The sequence below is a fragment of the Aquicoccus sp. SU-CL01552 genome (assembly GCF_040365005.1).
In the GTDB taxonomy this organism is placed as follows: Bacteria; Pseudomonadota; Alphaproteobacteria; order Rhodobacterales; family Rhodobacteraceae; genus Antarcticimicrobium.
Map to the genome: position 1 here is coordinate 1 of NZ_BAABWV010000009.1, position 18,345 is coordinate 18,345.

The 18,345-nt window shown below is 64.7% G+C and carries 21 protein-coding genes and 1 tRNA gene; 7 read left to right on the forward strand and 15 right to left on the reverse strand.

Annotated elements, in window-relative coordinates; genetic code table 11:
- Positions 1-114: 114 nt before the first annotated feature.
- From ABWV23_RS11400 to ABWV23_RS11410, 3 genes are read right to left on the reverse strand one after another with little or no spacing between them, the layout of a single operon-like run.
- Positions 115-507: a hypothetical protein gene (locus ABWV23_RS11400; RefSeq protein ID WP_353347779.1), complete on the reverse strand. Its 393-nt coding sequence runs from the start codon at positions 505-507 to the stop codon at positions 115-117.
- Positions 504-1,304, reverse strand: a complete 801-nt coding sequence (locus ABWV23_RS11405; protein WP_353347781.1) for a hypothetical protein — start codon at positions 1,302-1,304, stop codon at positions 504-506. Before ABWV23_RS11405 ends, ABWV23_RS11400 begins: the two co-directional genes overlap by 4 nt.
- A complete protein-coding gene (locus ABWV23_RS11410; RefSeq protein ID WP_353347783.1) occupies positions 1,297-1,581 on the reverse strand; it encodes a hypothetical protein in 285 nt (94 codons plus the stop codon). The genes ABWV23_RS11405 and ABWV23_RS11410 overlap by 8 nt, the downstream gene beginning before the upstream one ends.
- A gap of 399 nt (positions 1,582-1,980) precedes the next feature.
- On the opposite strand from ABWV23_RS11410, the gene ABWV23_RS11415 reads away from it, so the two are divergent.
- Genes ABWV23_RS11415 through ABWV23_RS11430 form a run of 4 tightly spaced genes read left to right on the forward strand, consistent with a single transcriptional unit; the run spans position 1,981 to position 5,036 of the window.
- Positions 1,981-2,298 carry a FeoA family protein gene (locus ABWV23_RS11415; protein ID WP_353347784.1) on the forward strand — a complete coding sequence of 106 codons (318 nt, stop codon included), beginning with the start codon at positions 1,981-1,983 and terminating at the stop codon, positions 2,296-2,298.
- Positions 2,237-2,473: a FeoA family protein gene (locus tag ABWV23_RS11420; protein ID WP_353347786.1), complete on the forward strand. Its 237-nt coding sequence runs from the start codon at positions 2,237-2,239 to the stop codon at positions 2,471-2,473. Before ABWV23_RS11415 ends, ABWV23_RS11420 begins: the two co-directional genes overlap by 62 nt.
- A complete protein-coding gene (gene feoB, locus ABWV23_RS11425; RefSeq protein WP_353347788.1) occupies positions 2,473-4,788 on the forward strand; it encodes a Fe(2+) transporter permease subunit FeoB in 2,316 nt (771 codons plus the stop codon). Before ABWV23_RS11420 ends, feoB begins: the two co-directional genes overlap by 1 nt.
- Positions 4,789-4,799: 11 nt before the next feature.
- Positions 4,800-5,036, forward strand: a complete 237-nt coding sequence (locus tag ABWV23_RS11430; RefSeq protein WP_353347790.1) for a FeoC-like transcriptional regulator — start codon at positions 4,800-4,802, stop codon at positions 5,034-5,036.
- Positions 5,037-5,181: 145 nt separating this feature from the next.
- Here the strand turns inward: ABWV23_RS11430 and ABWV23_RS11435 are convergent, their stop codons facing one another.
- Positions 5,182-5,613, reverse strand: coding sequence for a hypothetical protein (locus ABWV23_RS11435; RefSeq protein ID WP_353347792.1), 432 nt, complete (start codon positions 5,611-5,613; stop codon positions 5,182-5,184).
- A gap of 24 nt (positions 5,614-5,637) precedes the next feature.
- On the opposite strand from ABWV23_RS11435, the gene ABWV23_RS11440 reads away from it, so the two are divergent.
- Genes ABWV23_RS11440 through ABWV23_RS11450 form a run of 3 tightly spaced genes read left to right on the forward strand, consistent with a single transcriptional unit; the run spans position 5,638 to position 8,762 of the window.
- The gene (locus ABWV23_RS11440) at positions 5,638-6,075 is read left to right on the forward strand and encodes a MarR family winged helix-turn-helix transcriptional regulator (RefSeq protein ID WP_353347794.1); all 438 of its coding nucleotides are present in this window, start codon (positions 5,638-5,640) and stop codon (positions 6,073-6,075) included.
- On the forward strand, positions 6,075-7,700 hold the full coding sequence (locus ABWV23_RS11445; protein WP_353347796.1) for an MFS transporter: 1,626 nt from the start codon (positions 6,075-6,077) through the stop codon (positions 7,698-7,700). Before ABWV23_RS11440 ends, ABWV23_RS11445 begins: the two co-directional genes overlap by 1 nt.
- Positions 7,701-7,709: 9 nt before the next feature.
- A complete protein-coding gene (locus ABWV23_RS11450) occupies positions 7,710-8,762 on the forward strand; it encodes an HlyD family secretion protein (RefSeq protein WP_353347798.1) in 1,053 nt (350 codons plus the stop codon).
- A gap of 485 nt (positions 8,763-9,247) precedes the next feature.
- On the opposite strand, the gene ABWV23_RS11455 is transcribed toward ABWV23_RS11450, so the two are convergent.
- From ABWV23_RS11455 to sufB, 11 genes are all read right to left on the reverse strand, one after another.
- Positions 9,248-9,324 (reverse strand) — tRNA-Arg (locus tag ABWV23_RS11455).
- Positions 9,325-9,443: 119 nt separating this feature from the next.
- Positions 9,444-10,457, reverse strand: a complete 1,014-nt coding sequence (locus ABWV23_RS11460) for a methyltransferase (protein ID WP_353347800.1) — start codon at positions 10,455-10,457, stop codon at positions 9,444-9,446.
- Between the two features lie 109 nt (positions 10,458-10,566).
- A complete protein-coding gene (locus ABWV23_RS11465; RefSeq protein WP_353347802.1) occupies positions 10,567-11,787 on the reverse strand; it encodes a cysteine desulfurase in 1,221 nt (406 codons plus the stop codon).
- Positions 11,780-12,370: a YIP1 family protein gene (locus ABWV23_RS11470; protein WP_353347804.1), complete on the reverse strand. Its 591-nt coding sequence runs from the start codon at positions 12,368-12,370 to the stop codon at positions 11,780-11,782. Before ABWV23_RS11470 ends, ABWV23_RS11465 begins: the two co-directional genes overlap by 8 nt.
- Positions 12,367-12,852, reverse strand: coding sequence for a YIP1 family protein (locus tag ABWV23_RS11475; RefSeq protein ID WP_353348101.1), 486 nt, complete (start codon positions 12,850-12,852; stop codon positions 12,367-12,369). The genes ABWV23_RS11470 and ABWV23_RS11475 overlap by 4 nt, the downstream gene beginning before the upstream one ends.
- Positions 12,852-14,132, reverse strand: a complete 1,281-nt coding sequence (gene sufD, locus ABWV23_RS11480) for a Fe-S cluster assembly protein SufD (protein ID WP_353347806.1) — start codon at positions 14,130-14,132, stop codon at positions 12,852-12,854. Before sufD ends, ABWV23_RS11475 begins: the two co-directional genes overlap by 1 nt.
- Positions 14,132-14,887: a Fe-S cluster assembly ATPase SufC gene (gene sufC, locus ABWV23_RS11485; protein ID WP_353347808.1), complete on the reverse strand. Its 756-nt coding sequence runs from the start codon at positions 14,885-14,887 to the stop codon at positions 14,132-14,134. The genes sufD and sufC overlap by 1 nt, the downstream gene beginning before the upstream one ends.
- Positions 14,888-14,953: 66 nt before the next feature.
- Positions 14,954-15,556, reverse strand: a complete 603-nt coding sequence (locus ABWV23_RS11490; RefSeq protein WP_353347810.1) for a hypothetical protein — start codon at positions 15,554-15,556, stop codon at positions 14,954-14,956.
- 2 nt (positions 15,557-15,558) lie between these two features.
- Complete coding sequence (locus tag ABWV23_RS11495) at positions 15,559-15,870, reverse strand: heavy metal-binding domain-containing protein (RefSeq protein ID WP_353347812.1); 312 nt, start codon at positions 15,868-15,870, stop codon at positions 15,559-15,561.
- 39 nt (positions 15,871-15,909) lie between these two features.
- Entirely contained in the window at positions 15,910-16,824 is a 915-nt protein-coding gene (locus ABWV23_RS11500) for an FkbM family methyltransferase (RefSeq protein ID WP_353347814.1), read from the reverse strand.
- Entirely contained in the window at positions 16,821-18,344 is a 1,524-nt protein-coding gene (gene sufB, locus ABWV23_RS11505) for a Fe-S cluster assembly protein SufB (protein WP_353347816.1), read from the reverse strand. The genes ABWV23_RS11500 and sufB overlap by 4 nt, the downstream gene beginning before the upstream one ends.
- Between the last annotated feature and the right edge of the window lies 1 nt (position 18,345).

Sequence of the window (18,345 nt, forward strand, 5' to 3'; positions counted from 1 at the left end):
ATACCGCCATACCGCCCCGTGAAACGGTGGAGTCGGGCGGATTGGCCAGTCCGGGCATGAAAGATCCCGCCCGGTCAACCGGGCGGGCCGGGATCAGGGCAATACAGTGTTCCCCTACCCTTCAACCTCAACCGCCGTCACCCCGGCCAGCGACAACGCGGCGGCGGCATCATCACCGGGGATCGCCAGCACCCGGCCCGGCGCGGCCTGGACCGGCGCGGCCGGGTCAAGGATCGCCACGGCGGATTGCGCGCGGGATGCGGCGGCAAGGTCCGCCTCGGGGGCGTGATCCGGGGCGGTCAGGGGCGATCCGGCGGCGGTGAAAAACACCGGCTTGACCAGCGAGGACGCCACGGCATAGCGGTTGCCGCCCGCGTCCTCATAGCCCGCCGCGCGGAACGTCCGGTCATCCCCGGCACTCTCGCCAAGCACCAGCGCAAGCTGGTTGGCGTCCGCGACCATCGCCTCGGGGCAGATGATCGTCACGCGGGACGTGTAATCGCTCATAGGGTCACCCCCGACAGGTTGGCGAGGTAGGTTTCAAGGCGGGTGCGCTCGGTGACGGTGACGGCCCGATCAAGGATCACCACGCCGAACACATCCCCCTGCGCAAATTCGGCCGGTGCGCTTATGCGGCTCATCAGCCTGAAATCAGTGACGCCCCCGGTTGACGCCCCGGCAGGCAAGGCGTGATCAACGGATGTATCCGTCCGCGCGGAACGATACGTCTCGACCTCGGACGCCAGGTTTATGGAAAACACATCCCGACTCGCCACCGACAGACCGGAATTGAAATTATCCATCCAGTAGTGGTTGCCGAGACCATCAACCTCTTGCACCCGGATCACCATCCCCCACGCCTTAAGCGAGCTTGATGATCCAGAGTGGAGGACGTGATCATACCAGGTCGTTGCGTGGGTGGTAAACTCGCCCGCAACGCAGGCGAATCGGTCAGCCCGGCCAGCGATTGCGGAAACCCCGGTATCCAGCCAATCATCCACGCCGTCGAAATCCAGATACCACCCACCGCCCGCATCCTGCGCCAGCGTCGGGCGGGCCGCACTGGTGGATTGCGTGGCGTGGTTGCCGTTGCCGGACAGGTCGGCCAGATAGCCCACCGGGTCGCCATCCCCCGCCGGGGTGGTCCCCGCCGCGTCCTGAAAACAGGTGGTCGGGCCGGGGAGGTAAAGCGCGCCTTGCTCGCCACTGGCGAACAGGGAGGCGCTAGACCAGGAACTGCGCCGACAGAACGGCACAGGAAACCCCGAGATAGGGCCCGAGAACGCGGATATCAGATCATGCATGGCTGCAGGACACCTTTCCGCCCGCCGGAGCAAAGCCCCAGATGCGACCGCCATCCGCGCCCGGCCACCACTCATCCAATGTGAAATGGGCCGCCACCCCCCACCCACGCAAGAGCAATACCGCTCCGTCAATGCTGCCGGGTTCCACCGTCGTGCCGCGCTGCAGCCAGACGTCGTTGTAGGTCACGTTCTGCGCGCGGATCGCCACCACATCCTCGGTGGTCAGCATGACCCATACACCTGGGGGGAAATCGGTTGTGCCGTGATGCTTTGCCATGTGTGTCTCCTTCCGGCTGGTCGCGCGATCGGCTGCTCGGCTGACGGCGCGGGGATGCACTGCGTCGCATTTGAGGATGAAGAACCAGTTGCCGGACCGTGCGATGCCCCTCCGGCATATCGGCCCCCCTTCCCCCGTCACTGATCTCCCCCCGTTCGTCTCCAACGTCCCTTTGGCCCGGCGCTCGGCCCGGCGGCACAAGATGGGCGCCCCCTGCGAAGCGTGGGCCCGGATCGCGGCAGCAAGACGCTTCGACGTGCTTTTGCGCCGAAAACGCTGGGGCCGATTGACATGGATCAAGACAGTGCTCATGTCGGGGGCCTATGGCTGTCAAAGTGTTTTTGTCGGAAATACCCGATACAATCATGACGCCATGAAATAGAGTGTGGGCCTAACGACATGGGACTTGCTGGATTGCCACTCGCCCTGACATCTCCGGGAGAGCAGGTCGAGGTGGTCGCCGTGGCGGCCAAACCGGAGATGCGCAGGCGCCTGTGTGACCTCGGCGTGATCGCCGGAAAGACACTGAGAGTGGTTCAGAAAACCGGGACCGGCCCGATGGTGATCGCCTTGGGTGACACCCGTTTCGCGCTGGATCCCTCGATGGCGCGCACCGTCCTGGTCACCCCGTCGCAGAACAAGGAAAGCACAGGCAATGATCTTGAAACTCAAGGAACTTGCGGTCGGCGACCATGCCGTGGTCGCTGGTTTCGCTGACGGCGGACAGGCCTACCGCCAGAAACTGCTGTCGATGGGGCTGACCCCCGGGGCCGAGTTCCGGGTCACGCGGGTCGCGCCGCTTGGCGACCCGGTCGAAATCCGGGTCCGTGGGTTCGCGCTCAGCCTGCGCCGGGCCGAGGCCGATGCGCTGAACGTGCGGAAAATCGCCTGATGACCGGCCTGACGATCGCCATCGCCGGCAACCCGAACTGCGGCAAGACCACGCTGTTCAATGCGCTCACCGGTACGCATCAACAGGTGGGCAATTGGGCCGGCGTCACCGTCGAGAAAAAGGTGGGCCGGTTTTCCCATGCCGGGGAAACTGTCGAATTGGTGGACCTTCCCGGGGTCTATTCGCTCAGCGTGGCCGGCGGGACGACCTCGCTCGACGAGCGGCTGGCGCGGGATTACGTGGTGGGCGAGCGGCCCGACCTCGTGGTCAACGTACTCGACGCCTCGAACCTGGAGCGCAACCTCTACCTCACGGTCCAACTGCTGGAGATGGGCGCGCCGATGATCGTGGCGCTCAACATGATGGACATGGCCCGCAGCCGCAGCATCGAGATCGACCTCTCCCGCCTGGCCGAGCACTTGGGCTGCCCGGTGGTGCCGATCGTCGCCAGCCGCGAGACCGGGATCGACCAGTTGCGCGACCGGATGGTCGAGGCCGCGCACGCCGGGGCCGCGCCGCGCGGCGATATCGAATTCGGCCCCGAGCTGGAACAGGCGATCGCCCGCCTGATCCCGGTCCTCGAGGCCGAGGGCCATGGTGACATGGCGCGCTGGCTGGCGATCAAGCATCTCGAGGGCGACGAGTTGAACCCGGCGCTGACCAGCCCCGCGATCGAGAAGGCCGCCTCCGATACCCGTGAACCGCTGGAAGAGACGCTGGGAATGGAGGCCGACACCGCCATCGCCTGCGGGCGCTATGACTTCGTCACCCGCATGGCGGCGGACAGCATGCGCCGCACCACCGAACTGACCCGCACCCATTCCGACCGGCTCGACCGCCTTGTCCTCAGCCGGACCCTCGGCATCCCGCTGTTCCTGCTGGTGATGTACCTGATGTTCATGTTCACCATCAACATCGGCGGCGCCTTCATCGACTTCTTCGACATCCTGGCCGGCGCGCTCTTCGTCGATGCCCCGGCGGCCCTGTTCGCGGCCATCGGCATGCCCGCCTGGCTCAACACCGTTCTGACAACCGGGGTCGGCGGCGGCATCCAGACCGTCGCGACCTTCATCCCCGTCGTGGGCTTCCTGTTCCTGTTCCTGTCGCTGCTGGAGGATTCCGGCTACATGGCGCGCGCCGCCTTCGTGATGGACCGGTTCATGCGGATGATCGGCCTGCCCGGAAAAAGCTTCGTGCCGCTGATCGTCGGTTTTGGCTGCAACGTGCCCGCGATCATGGCGACCCGCACGCTGGAAAACGCCCGTGACCGGATCATCACGATCATGATGGCGCCCTTCATGTCCTGTGGCGCCCGCCTGCCGATCTATGCGCTCTTTGCCACCGCGTTCTTTCCGGCCGGGGGGCAGAACCTCGTCTTCGGGCTCTACCTGATCGGCCTGGCAGCGGCGGTGGGCACCGGGCTGATGCTCAAGACCACCCTGCTGCGCGGCGAGGCCTCGCCCTTCGTGATGGAGCTTCCGCCCTATCACCTGCCGACCCTGCGCAGCCTGTTGCTGCGGACCTGGGACCGGCTCAAGAGCTTCATCGTCGATGCCGGCCGGGTCATCGTCGCGATGGTGGTCGTTCTGGCCTTTCTCAATTCCTGGGGCACCGACGGCAGTTTCGGCAACGAGGACAGCGAGGCCTCGGTGCTGTCCGAGGTCGGCCGCGCCCTGACGCCGGCCTTTGCGCCGATGGGTCTGGAGCAGGACAACTGGCCCGCCACCGTTGGCGTCTTTACCGGCATCCTAGCCAAGGAGGCCGTGGTTGGCACGCTGAACACGCTCTACCAGGACCTGGCCGACGACGGCGGCGATGAGCCCCCCTTCTCGCTGTCGGGCAGCGTCGCCGAGGCCTTCGCCACCATCGGCCCCAACCTGCGCGATGGGGTGGGCCTGGCAACGGACCCGCTCGGGATCGGTGCCGCGACCTCCGACACCCCGGATCAAGCCGCCAAGGCGCTCGAGGTCTCCACCGGGACCTTCGGGACCATGGCGGCGCTGTTCGACGGCCAGGTCGGGGCCTTTGCCTACCTGCTGATGGTGCTGCTCTACATGCCCTGCGTCGCCGCCATGGGCGCGGTGTGGCGCGAAACCACTCCGGGCTGGACCCTGTTCGCGGGTGGCTGGACCCTGGCACTCGGCTACGGGTCGGCGGTTCTGTTCTATCAGGCCGCGACCCTTGCCCGGCACCCGGTCAGTTCTGCGCTTTGGATCGGCGGGATCCTGGGGGCCTTGGTGGTGTTCTACGGCCTCCTGCGCTGGTTCGGTCGCCGCACACCACCCGCAAACCCGTTGATAGCCCCGGCCAAGTAGGGGGAGCGCAGATGCTGCAGGAGCTCAGAACCTATGTCGAGCGCAACGGCGCCGTGAGCATCCTCGACCTGTCGAACCACTTTCACGTGGCCCCCGACGCGTTGCGCGGCATGCTCGACCACTGGGTGCGCAAGGGTGTCCTGTCCCGCCAGTCTCTCACGACCAACTGCGGCGGCTGCGCCTCGGCCGGACAATGCGGTGGTTGCGGCGTGCTCGCCAGCCTCGAGATCTATGAGGCGACAAGCTGAAACCCCGGGCGCGGAGGACACACCAAGCGGGGTGAACGACGGGAGATCACCGGTCTCCAGCATCCGGGGCACCACGTATTTTTAGCCCGGGAACACGTCGAACAGCCCTCCGGCGCCGTGGTCCCGTCCCAGGGGTCGCAATATTTCAGGATCTCTGCAGGCGGGCGACCTTGGACCATTCCGCGACGAAGGCCTCATAGGGCTTGGCCCGTGCCATGCGCGCCTTGCGCACGGTCTCACGCTTTGCCTCTGTCGCCGCCTTGTCGGCAAGAGCGGTGTGCTCATCGATCACCACCGCACAGACATCGCGGGCGGCCTCCTTCGAACAGCGGCCAGCGGAGACACCATCGCTGACCGCCTTGGGATCGCGCTGCAGCGGGTTGCCATAACCGGCGCCACCCGCGGCACGGCGCCGATCCCGGGTTGGACGGTCGACCGCAAGATCGCTCCCGAGCGGTAGAGTCCTGATCGTTTTTTCGGCGATCCAGGACCTATAGCCGCCATTCTCCGTCACCCGTTCCGCACCGAAACGAAAACGCTTGAAAGCCGGCAACGACATCATTACCTGGCTAATCATTACCAAGGCAATAAAAGGCGCGTCATGCCCTCAGATATCCACAAGGACTTCCTGCCGGCGGCCATCGGCCTGATCCGGGAGATCCGCAAACGGTTCAATCTGCGCGCCGCAGCGCTGGATATGACCTATGCGCGGGCGCAGGCGCTGGTGGCCATTGCCGGAAACGAAGGCATGACCCAGGCCGAGCTGGCCAAGCATCTGGATATCAGGACCCCCTCGATGACCCGCACGTTGGATCACCTCGAGGAGCAGGGCCTGATCGAACGGCGCGCCGTGGCCGGAGACAAACGCGTGCGCTCCTTGTACCTGACGGACATCGCCCATGCCCAGGCGGACAAGGTCGTCGGCTTTACCGAGGAGCTGCGGCGCGAGCTGTATCGCGACATCGACCCGGGCGATCTCGAGAACGCCTTGACTGTCATCAAGCAATTGCAACGGAACCTCGAACGGGTGCGGGACTGATGTCTGCCTCGGACGCACAGGTGCAGCCCCACGCGGACCCGGCGCAGCCCCCTGCCAAGACAAGGGCACAGACCGCAGGCTATCTGTTCGCGGCCATGTTCATTGCCTTGTCGCAGGCCCTGGGCCAGGGGTTCCTGTCCGCCAACATAACCACCCTTGCCGGAGAGCTGGGCGCAACGGTCAGTGATACCACCTGGCTGATGGTGGTCTTCATGGCCCCGCGCGCGGCCTTGCCGTTGATCCTGATCAAGGTGCGGACCCAATATGGCCTGCGCCGCTTTGCCGAGGTGTCGATCGTCGTCTACGCGGTGGTCGCGGGAATCAGCCTGTTTGCCACCGATCTGCGCTCGGCGTTGTTGGTGGAACTGCTCTCGGGCATCGCCGCCGCTCCGCTGTCGACGCTGGCCTTCATGTACATGCTGGAGCCGCTTTCACCGCAGAAAAAGCTGAGCCTTGGCTTGCCCCTGGCGCTGACGTTCATGTCGCTGGGCATACCGCTGGGGCGGGCGCTGTCGCCGATCCTGCTCGAAAACAGCAACTGGCAGAACCTCCTGCTCATCAAGCTGGGCATGTCGATGACCTGCCTCGCGCTCGTCTTTCGCCTGCCGTTGATCTCGGGCGAAAGGATGAAGGTGATCGAACGGCTGGATCTGCTCAGCTTTTCGCTCATCACCGCGTCATTTGCCGGATTTGTCGCCTGTTTCACCACCGGCGCGACCTATTGGTGGACCAGCACGCCCTGGATCGGCGTTGCCATGGCGGGTGCGATCGGCACGCTGGTCGCCGCCTTCCTGATCGAGTTGCAGCGCAAATCGCCACTGGTCGACGTGCGCTGGCTGATGACGCCTGCGATGCTCCAGTTTACCGCCGCGTTGTTCCTGTTCCGGATCATCCTGAGCGAACAGACCAGCGGTGCGCCGGGGTTGTTCCAGGCGCTGGGCTATTCCGCCGCGCAAATGGCACCGCTGTTCTGGGTGATCTCCGCGGCGACACTGGCCGGCGGGCTGGTCTGTTGCCTTGTGCTGACGCCGCAGCGCGTGCCCCTTATCCACCTTGCCGCCCTGGCCCTGATCGCATTTGGCGCCCATCTGGATGCCCAGGCAAATTCGCAGATCGCCCCCTCGAGCATGTATCTCAGCCAGGCGATCATCGGCTTTGCGGCGGCGCTGTTCCTGCCCTCGGCCATGGCCATCGGGCTGGTCTCGGCCCTGATGCGCGGGCCGCAGTACATCCTCAGCTTCATTATCGTGTTCCTGTCGAGCCAGGTCCTGGGCGCAACGATCGGGAGCGGCATCTTCCGCACGCTGATCTTCATGCGGACCAAGGCCCATGCCCAATGGCTCAACGAGCACCTGGTCACCGGAGACGGGATGGTGAATCAGCGCCTGGCCCAGATCGCCACCACCCTGTCGCACAGCATCAGCGACACCGCGCTTCTCAAGGTCCAGACTGCAAAGCAGCTCGGGATCGTCGTATCACAGCAGGCAACCGTCGCCGCCTATAACGATATTTTCCACATGATCTCGCTTCTGGCTCTTTTCGCCATGGCGGTTCTGGCCGGGCACATCCTGCACATGACAATGCGGAAACGGATGGCGGGAACGCCGCCGGTTCCGGCACAATGAGGGTCTGACATGACTTTGTTCAAACACCACTTCCCGACCTTCGCCGTCTTCCTGATCGGCCTTGCAGGCGTCCTGGCGGTTCTCTTCGCGTGGCAGTTGCCGCCGTTTGCCGGCACCGAGGTTCGCACCGACAATGCTTATGTGCGCGGCAGGGTCATCACCCTGTCGCCGCAGATTTCCGGCTATGTGACCGAGGTTCCCGTGCAGGATTTCCAGCAGGTCAGACAAGGCGATATCCTTGTGAAACTGGATGACCGGACGGCCCGGCAATCGCTGGCGAAAGCCCAGGCCGCCCTGACCGCCGCCAAGGCCGCGCTGGCCTCGAACGCGCAAAGCATCCGCTCTGCCGAGGCTGTCGTGCAATCGCGCAAGGCCGCGCTGGATGCGGCAGAGGCCGCGCTGGACAAGGCGCAAGCAAACGCAGAGCGTCAGAAAAAGCTGGAGGAAAAGGGCCATGCCTCGACCTCGGATGTCGAGGACAGCACCTTGTCCCTGCGCCAGGCTGAGACGGCCCTGATCACGGCGCAAAGCAATGTCGCAGTGGCGCAGGAGGACCTGGAAACGCTCAGGATCAATATCGAGTTGCTCACCGCGCAGCTGGCCAGCGCAAAGGCATCGGTGGAACTGGCCCAGATCAACCTTGAGCACACCGTCGTCCGTGCCCTTCACAAGGGGCGGCTTGGCCAGATCGGCGTGCAACCGGGGCAGTTCGTAACGGCCGGAACCTCGCTGATGTCCTATGTGGAGCCCGAGGTCTGGGTCATCGCCAATATCAACGAACGTGAACTGGCCGACATGGAAGTGGGCCAGCAGGTCAGCTTCACGGTTGACGCGCTGCGCGACAAACCCTTTACCGGCCGCGTGACGCAATTCTCTCCGGCGACGGCCTCGGAATACAGTGTTCTGGGCAATTCGACGGCAACCGGGAATTTCACCAAGATCGCGCAACGCCTGCCCGTCAAGATCGAGATCGATCCGGACCAGCCGGACAGGGATCGTTTGGCACCGGGCATGTCCGTGGTTCTGCACGCGTTGCGGGTTGGACAAAACGCCAGCGGATAAGCGCAAGAAATCCGGGGATGTCCCAAGTATCAACGACGGCGAAAATAGGGCCACGCGTGGTGTGCATCCCCGGCGGTAAGGGCACAGATACCCGCCATTGCCTCCCGGATGCAACTGAAGCGCGGGGCACTCGCCGGCCCGCGTATGCGCCTGCCGGGTAACCGTTTGTGGCGCTTCCACTACAAACTTGTCCCATAACGATCCCGTCCATTCACGACAGAGGATCGCGCATCAAACCATGGGATCAAAAGCCTGGGATCGCGCGATCTCAAACGACCCGCTCCCCCCGTCTCGGAAAACACACAGAATCCCGAACCCGAATTCGGCCGCCTGTCTCTGCCAGATGACGAAAGAAACCTCCAACCAAGATCGCGCTGGAGAGATCATCGTGACCAACATGGAGCCAAAAACGATTACCGAACGAATGAATTTCGTTGCGCAGCCGGCGTCTCGCGCCACCCGTTTCTCACAAGTCTATGAAAAAATGGTGCACCTGATAGGATTCGAACCTATGGCCTCTGCCTTCGGAGGGCAGCGCTCTATCCAGCTGAGCTACAGGTGCCTGTGGAATGGGCGTATAGGCCAAAGGCGCAGGCTTCGCAATCGCAAAAACGGCCCCCGGCCAAGGTAGATTTCAACACGTGGTCGGAGGCAGCGACGTCCTCTCTGCCCCCAGCCCGTTCAGACGGGTTTGACCGCCGAGGCCAGCATCGTCATCTCGGGGATCATCACCTCCACCTCGATATCGACAAAACCGGCCGTCTCCAGCGCCGTGCGCAGCCAACCCTCGTCGAGCGAGCGGGCCCGCGGGGTAAAGGCGGTGTGCTGCAACTGCCAGAGCGCCGCCAGTTTCGGCCCGCTGCGGTCCGAGCGCACCACGAAATCATGCAGCAACAGCCGCCCCCCGGGGGCCAGTTGGTCACGCGCGCGCGCCAGCAGCCCGTCGTGGGTTTCTCCCGGCACACCGGAGAACAGGTAGGACATCAGGATAACGTCCTGATCCCCCGGCCAGTCGGTGTCCAGCGCGTTGCCCTCCACGTAGGAGATCCGCTCCGACAGCCCCGCCTTTCCGACATAGTCGCGCCCCAGCGCGGCGACATTGGGGAAATCGACGATGGTCGCGGCCAGCTCCGGGAACGCCTCGCACAGGGTGATGGCAAAGGCGCCGGTGCCGCCGCCCACGTCCAGCAGCCGCCGCGCATCGGAGAGGTCGATCTTGCGCGCCAACTGCCGCGCCGGCCCGAGCGAGCCGGAATGCTGGCTGGCGGAATAGAGCCGGGCCTCCTCCGGGTCCGAGAACCATTCGGCGTAAGAGGCGGTCGCCTCTTCCGGCAGCTTGTCCTGCAGGGCGTCGTCGATCTGGTCCAGAAGTCCGTACATCTGCTGGCCGACCTGCAGCCGCAGGTAATCGCCGAAATCGTACTTGGCGCCTTTCACCAGAAAGGACTCGGCGGCCGGGGAATTGCGGAACTTGCCGTTCTCACCCTCGACCAGCCCTAACCCCGCGAGCGCGGTCATGAGCGTTTCGGTCCGGATCTCGTCCAGAGGACAGCGCCGGGCCAGGTCGGCGCAGCTCATCGGACCGTCGGCGAGGTGGGTGAACACCCCTGCCCCCAGCCCGGCGAACAGCGCCTTGGAGCCCATGAACCCGAAAGCGATTTCGGAAATCTGATCGGCTTCGGTGAGTACGGTCATGCGGTCTTCCCCGGTTGTTGCACTGGCGTGAGCCTAGACGCAAAACCGGAGAATTACCATTCGCGACACGCCGTGTCGCTTTCAGAACATCAAGGTGCCCGAAAAACGATCAGCCGAACAGATCATGCGCCAGTTCCAGCGCCTCGATCAGAACGTCCACTTCGGCCTTGGTATTGTACAATCCGAACGACGCCCGGCAGGTCGCCGTCACGCCCAGGTGATCCATCAGCGGCCCGGCGCAGTGATGGCCGGCGCGCACCGCAATCCCCTTCTTGTCGAGAATGGTCGAGACATCATGGGCATGGGCCGCCCCCTCCAACGTGAAGCTGAAGATCGCCGCCTTGCCCGGCGCGTGGCCCTGCACCTGCAACCAGTTGAGCCCGGTCAACCGCTCCTGCGCGTAGTCCCGCAGACCCGCCTCATGCGCCGCGATGTCTTCCATGCCCAGAGACATCATGTAGTCGAGCGCCACGCCCAACCCGATGATCTGCACGATCCCGGGGGTGCCGGCCTCGAATTTCATCGGCGGGTCGTTGTAGATCACCGCCTCTTTCGAGACCTCCTTGATCATGTCGCCGCCACCGATGAAGGGGCGCATCTCGGCCATCCGGTCAGACTTGATATAGATCGCGCCCGAGCCGGAGGGCCCATACAGCTTGTGCCCGGTGATGGCATAGAAATCACAACCGATGTCGGTCACGTCCACCGGCATATGCACCGCCGCCTGGCTGCCGTCGACCAGCACCGGCACGCCCTTGGCATGGGCGCCTTGGGTGATTGCCTTGACGTCCACCACGGTGCCCAGCACGTTCGACGCATGGGTGACGGCCACCAGTTTCGTTTTCGGCCCGATGGCGTCGATCACCGCCTGCGGATCAAGCGAGCCGTCGGGGGCCGTATCCACCCACTTCAGAACCACCCCCTGCCGTTCGCGCAGGAAATGCCACGGCACGATATTGGCATGGTGTTCCATCACGCTCAGCACGATCTCGTCGCCGGCCTGCATCCGCGGCATCGCCCAGCCATAGGCGACCAGGTTGATCCCCTCGGTGGTGCCGGAATTGAAGACGATCTCATCTTCGCTCGGGGCGTTCAGGAACCGCGCGATGGTGCCGCGCACGGCCTCGTACTTGTCGGTGGCCAGGTTCGACAGGTAATGCAGCCCGCGATGCACGTTGGCATACTCGTGGCTGTAGGCCTGCGTCACCGCGTCGATCACCACCTGCGGTTTCTGCGCCGAGGCGCCGTTGTCGAGATAGGTCAGCGGCCGCCCGTTCACCTCGCGCGCGAGGATCGGAAAATCGGCCCGGATCGTGTCCACGTCATACATGGGAGATGTCCCCGGATATCATGCCCCCGAAAAGGGCCAGCAATACAGACAGCGCCACCGCCATCAAGACGAACGAAAGGACCAGCACCCCGCCCGCCCGTGGCAGCGAGTTCAAGCGGTGCGCCTGATCGACGAAATGCAGCAGGATGTAGATGCCCAGCACGGTCGCGGCCAGCACCAGGAGCATCGCCAACATCGGGATGGTCAGCGACAGGACCAGCGTCACCACCTGGACCAGCACGCGCAGCACCTGCAGCCACAGCACCACGACCAGCACGTCGGTCAGCGCCCCGCGTCCGCCCAGGATGCGCCCGGCCCAGTAGAGCGCCACCACGGTCAGGACCAGCCCGATCGACACCATCGCCAGATAGAAAAAAGGCGACTGGAACAGCGGCATCACCATCGCCGGCCCCGGCATCAACAGGCCCGACAGGCTGAACAACAGGGTATTGACCACCGCCGCCAGCGCCAGACCGGTCCACAACACCTCGCGCGACAGGTTCCAGGCGATCAGGCGCCGGGCCGCCTCGGCCGGGTCCTTGATCGACAAAAGGATCATCTCGCTCCAAATCGCGCGTGTCATTCTAACGCCCTTTCCGCCTGCCGTAATCCAGCCAGCCAGAACCACAGGAACACCCCCAGCGCAAGACCGCCAACCGTGTCCAGCGCCGGGCCCGGACCGATGAGCCCCGCCACCAGCCCATGCAACAGCAACACCGGCGCGGCAGCCAGCAACGCCCAGAACAACGCCAGGCGCGCGCCGTACCAATCGCCCCTGCCCCCGACGAGGCGCGCCACAACGTGCGACAGCGCCGCGATCACGTAGAACAGGATCGGTGCAAAGATCACCCAGGCCAACAGGCTGGCGCCCATCAGCATGTTCAACTCCTGCCCGGTCTCATGCGCCTCGCGCGCCAGTCGCGGCATCTGCGCGACAAAGACCAGCACGCAGCCCGCCATCAGGAAGGCCAGCGCACGATCCTCGCGCTGACCCATCTCGAGCAGGCGACGCACGACGCGGCCCGGCCCCCGGTAGGAGGCCGCGATGTCGCTGGTGACCGCCATCAGCCCCGCCGCGTCAGCCAACCGCGCAGCCGGTCGAGCAGATCCTCGGACAGGGTCTTGTCCTCGATCTCGTCCAGCGCCTCGGCCAGAAAGGCCAGCGTCAACAGGTCGGTCGCCTCTTTCTCGGGCACCCCGCGCGAGCGCAGGTAGAACAGCCCGTCCTCGTCGATCGCGCCGCTGGTCGAGCCGTGCGAACAGGCCACGTCATCGGCATAGATCTCCAGCTCCGGCTTGGCGAGGAACTGGCTGTCGTCATCCAGCAAAAGCGCCTGGCTGATCTGGTAGCCGTCGGTCTTCTGCGCGCCGGGTTTGACCAGGATCTTGCCCTGGAACACGCCCACGGCGCCGTTGCGCAGCACCTTCTTGAACACCTGGCGGCTTTCGCAGTTCTCCGCGTCATGGGTGACAAAGACGGTGTCATCATGGTGAAAATCGCCGTCGCCCACACAGGCGCCGGCCACATGGGTCACCGCGTCGTCACCGGTCAGCTCCACCACCTGCTCGTTCCGGGTGAGAACCCCGTTCACGGTCAGCGTGAAGGACTTGTAGACCGAGCGCGTGCCGAGCCGGGTGAACATGTGGGTCACCGCGCGACGCTCGTGATCGCGCCCCTGGCTGCGCACGTGGTGCAGGGCGCCGCCATCGGCGACATCGGCCTCGATCACCTTGTTGAACCGCGCCGCGGCCGGCCCGTTCTCGAGGATCGTCGCCTCGGCCCCCGGCTCGACCCGGATGACATGGTGCAACAGCGCATCCGAGGTTTCGGATTCATGCACGTACACCAGGCTGATCGGCTTGCTCGGCTTGCCGGTGACATGTATCGCGACCCCATCGACGGCAAAGGCCGTGTTGAGCGCCGCCAGCGGACGCGCGACCGGGGTCTGCCCCCGGGCCTCGAGCACGCCGAACAGATCCTTGGCCCAGTGGATGTCCTTGCCGCAGATATCCGCGATCCGGTCGATCTGGACCCCCTCCAGCGCCAGGTCATCCGACGCGTCGGGGTCGAACACCCCGTCGACAAAGACGATCTTGAGCCGGTCGATCCGGTCGAACACCGGCGCCTCGTCGTTCGCGAACAGCGCCGCCGGAACCACCTCGGGCTGGGTCAGCGTCTCGGGGCGGGTGTATTTCCAGTACTCGTCGCGCCGCGTCGGCACGCCCATAGCCTGCAGCCGGGCCAGCGCCTCCTGCCGGGCGGGGAACAGGCAGCCCCCCTCGGGCAGGGTCAGCCCGGCCAGCCGCGCCGCCGTCGCGTCCTGTTTCAGTTGGGGCAATGCCATCACGCCACCTCGTTCAGGATGTCTGCATAGCCGTTGGTTTCCACCTCCAGCGCCAGGTCCGGCCCGCCGGTCTTGATGATCCGCCCGTCGGCCATGATGTGCACCACGTCCGGTTTGATATGGTCCAGCAGCCGCTGGTAGTGGGTGATCACCAGGAACCCGCGCCCCTCGTCGCGCAGCGCGTTGACCCCGTCGGCGACCAGCTTCATCGCGTCCACGTCAAGGCCGCTGTCAGTCTCGTCGAGGATACACATCTTGGGTTCCAGCATGGCCATCTGCAGGATCTCGTTGCGCTTTTTCTCGCCGCCCGAGAACCCGACGTTGACCGGGCGTTTCAGCATGTCGGCGTCGATCTTGAGCGACTTGGCACGTTCGCGCACCAGCTTGAGGAAGTCGGTCGCGCTCATCTCGTCCTCGCCACGGGCCTTGCGCTGCGCGTTCACGGCGGTGCGCAGAAAGGTCATGTTGCCGACCCCGGGGATTTCCACCGGGTACTGGAACGCCAGGAACAGGCCCGCCGCTGCGCGCTCTTCCGGCTCCATCGCCAGCAGGTCGACACCGTCCAGCGTGGCGCTGCCCTCGGACACCGCATAGCCGCCGCGACCGGACAGGACATAGCTGAGCGTCGATTTGCCCGAGCCGTTCGGCCCCATGATCGCATGCACCTTGCCCGGCTCGACCGTCAGGTCGACGCCCTTGAGGATCTGCTTGTCCTCTTCTTCAAGATGAACGTGCAGGTTCTTGATTTCCAACATGTCTTACCTCTTTCTCGTCTCTGTCTCCGGGCGGATCGCCGCGGGAATTTTTCGGGGACGGACCGCTCAGGGCCGCGTCATGAATCGAATGATCTGCAACAGCCGGTCGGGCGGCACCGCCAGCGGCACCACCTCGAAGGCGGCCATGCGACCGATGATATGGGGCACGCCCAGGAACTCCTCGACCTTCGCGAACCAGCGCCGCTTGGTGTAATCGTCGAACAGCAGCGTCACCGGCCGGGTGATCGAAAATGCGGTGGCCAGCGCGCAGCCGATGCGGAACCGGCCATCGACCAGCACCACGTCGGGGTGGCGGAACCCGCCCCGCCGCCAGACCTTGAGCGGGTAGTCGGGAAAGTTGCGCCAGGCGCTGTCGTCCGCCGGATGGCCCCAGTCGCGGGTCGGGCCGATGTCGGCCCAGACCACGTCCACCGTGCTGCCCTCTGCCGGCGGGTTGGCGCGGAACCAGTCGCGCATCATGCGCGCCCAGCCCCGGTCGCTTTCCACCGAGGTGACATGCTTGCCCGGCATCTCGGCCGCCATAACGGTAGAGCCGCCCGATCCGTATTCCAGGATCGTGTCCGCCGCCCCGTAGGCCGCGCGCAAGGCCTCGGCCTCGGGCCTTGGCAGGGTCAGCACCGGACGCTCGATATGGGGGCGCGCGTCCATGATCAGCCCAGCACCACCGCGGTGCCCGAGGCGCTGACCATGAGCATGTTGTTGATCACCTCGTAATCCAGGTCGACTCCGACCACGGCATTGCCGCCAAGGGCCGCCGCGCGCTCTTCCATCTCGGTCAGGGCGGTGGTGCGGGCGCGGCCCAGCTCCTGTTCATAGGCGCCGGAGCGGCCGCCGAGGATATCGGTGATCCCGGCGAACAGGTCGCGCACGATGTTCGCGCCAAGGATCGCCTCGCCCACGACGATGCCCTTGTAATCGGTGATCTTGCGTCCCTCGACCGAGGGGGTGGTGGTCACGATCATCTCAGATCACTCCAATACACGCCTGATATCAATCCGTTATCAGGTATTCTTCACCCAACCTGGCAACAGGTCGACAAAGCCCGCCGCTACGTCCGGGCCGATCGCGCCCCGGTCCGACAACCGGTCAAGGCAGAACACCGCGAGGTCGAAGCTGGAAAACACCCCGGCGGCGGCGATTGCCAACTGCTTGAGCTGCTCGTCGCTCCAGTCCTGCGGCACCTCCGGGTTGCGAATATAGACCGCGTCGCCGTCGATCAGCTGACCGCGCACCGCCTTGCCCTTGAGCCGACCGGCCTGCGAATTGGCGATCATCGTCGGCTTTGAGAACAGCAGTTTGTGCAAAACAAAGCCCTGATCGTGCAATTCGACGTCCAGCTTGCCCCAGAGCGGTTCGCCCTCGTACATGCGATAGAACCGCACTTCGGGGATCACGCAGACCGCCTGCGAAAGTTTTTCGCGCGCGTTGCGGATCACGTCCAGCTCGCCGCCCTGGATGTCGATCTTCAGCAGGTCTGGCCGTGGCAGGTCGTCGAGATCGTCGAGCGCGACCAAGTCGATCTCGGCGGTCTCCACGTCGTCGCGGTGCCAGCCGGGATGGCCGAGGAAGGCCACCGATTCCTTTCGCACCGGGTAAAGCGACCCAAGGCCGTTCTGCGGATGATTGTGAAAGGTGCCCTTGCCCGGCGCGCCGACCGCCTTGTTGATGTAATGGGCGCCGGGGCGCGGGTTGGCCTCGAGCTCGGCAAAGGCCTTGTCCTCGGGTTCGAACCCCCAAACCTCGCAGCCGCCCATCTCCAGCAGCGCGTCATAGTCCGGCGTGTTGATCGGGTTGGCGCCCACGTCGACGATGCGCAACGGGCGCTCGGGCGCGAGCGCCGCACGCAGGTACTCAACCCGCTGGCGCAACAGGCGCCGCACCCGTGGGGCGGATTCGGGCGCGCCGTCGGCACTCATCCCACCGACCCTTCGAGCGAGATGGCGACCAGTTGCTGCGCCTCCATGGCAAACTCCATCGGCAGCGCCTGCAACACGTCCTTGCAGAAGCCGTTGACCACCAGCGCGACCGATTCCTCCTCGTCCATCCCGCGCGAGCGGCAATAGAACAATTGGTCGTCATCCACCTTGGATGTGGTCGCCTCGTGCTCCACCCGCGAGGAGTTGTTCTTGACCTCGATGTAGGGAACCGTATGCGCCCCGCATTTGTCACCGATCAGCAGGCTGTCGCACTGGGTATAGTTGCGGCTGTTCTTGGCCTTGGGATGCATCGAAACAAGGCCGCGATAGGTGTTCTGCGCCTGCCCCGCGCTGATCCCCTTGGACACGATGCGCGACCGGGTGTTCTTGCCCAGGTGCACCATCTTGGTGCCGGTGTCGGCCTGCTGCATGTTGTTGGTGATGGCGATCGAATAGAACTCGCCCTGGCTGTCGTCGCCGCGCAGGATGCAGGAGGGATATTTCCACGTTACCGCCGAGCCGGTCTCGACCTGGGTCCACATCACCTTGGAGCGGTCGCCCCGGCAGTCGGCCCGCTTGGTGACGAAGTTGTAGATGCCGCCCTTGCCGTTCTCGTCGCCCGGGTACCAGTTCTGCACGGTGGAGTATTTCACCTCGGCGTCTTCCTCGACGATGATTTCCACCACCGCCGCGTGCAGTTGTGCCACGTCGCGCTGCGGCGCGGTGCAGCCTTCGAGGTAGGACACGAACGACCCCTTGTCGGCGATGATCAGCGTCCGCTCGAACTGGCCGGTATTCTCGGCATTGATGCGGAAATAGGTCGACAGTTCCATCGGGCAGCGCACGCCGGGCGGCACATAGACAAAGGAGCCGTCGGAGAATACCGCGCCGTTCAGCGTGGCGTAGAAATTGTCGCTGACCGGAACCACGGACCCGAGGTACTTCTTGACCAGTTCGGGATGTTCCTTGATCGCCTCGGAGATCGAGCAGAAGATCACCCCGGCCTTTTGCAGTTCCGCCTGGAAGGTGGTGCCGACACTGACCGAGTCGAAGACCGCGTCGACCGCCACCTTGCGCCCCTCTGACGGGGCCGCCTCGGCGCCCTCGACACCGGCCAGGATCATCTGTTCCTTGAGTGGAATGCCGAGCTTTTCATAGGTGGCCAGCAGCTTGGGGTCGACGTCGTCCAGCGACTTGGGCTTGACCTCCATGCTTTTCGGGCGGGCATAGTAATACTGGTTCTGAAAGTCGATCTCGGGGTATTCGACCATCGCCCAGTCGGGCTCTTTCATCTTCAGCCAGCGGGCATAGGCCTGCAGACGCCATTCGGTCATCCATTCCGGCTCGCCGTTCTTGTCCGAGATCAGCCGCACGATGTCCTCGGTCAGCCCCTTGGGGGCATAGTCCATCTCGATCTCGGTTTCCCAGCCATACTTGTAGGCGCCGCCTACCTCGCGTACCGCGTCGACGGTGTCCTGGTCGACGCCTTCCTTTACCTGGGTCTGGTCCATCGGGGCCATC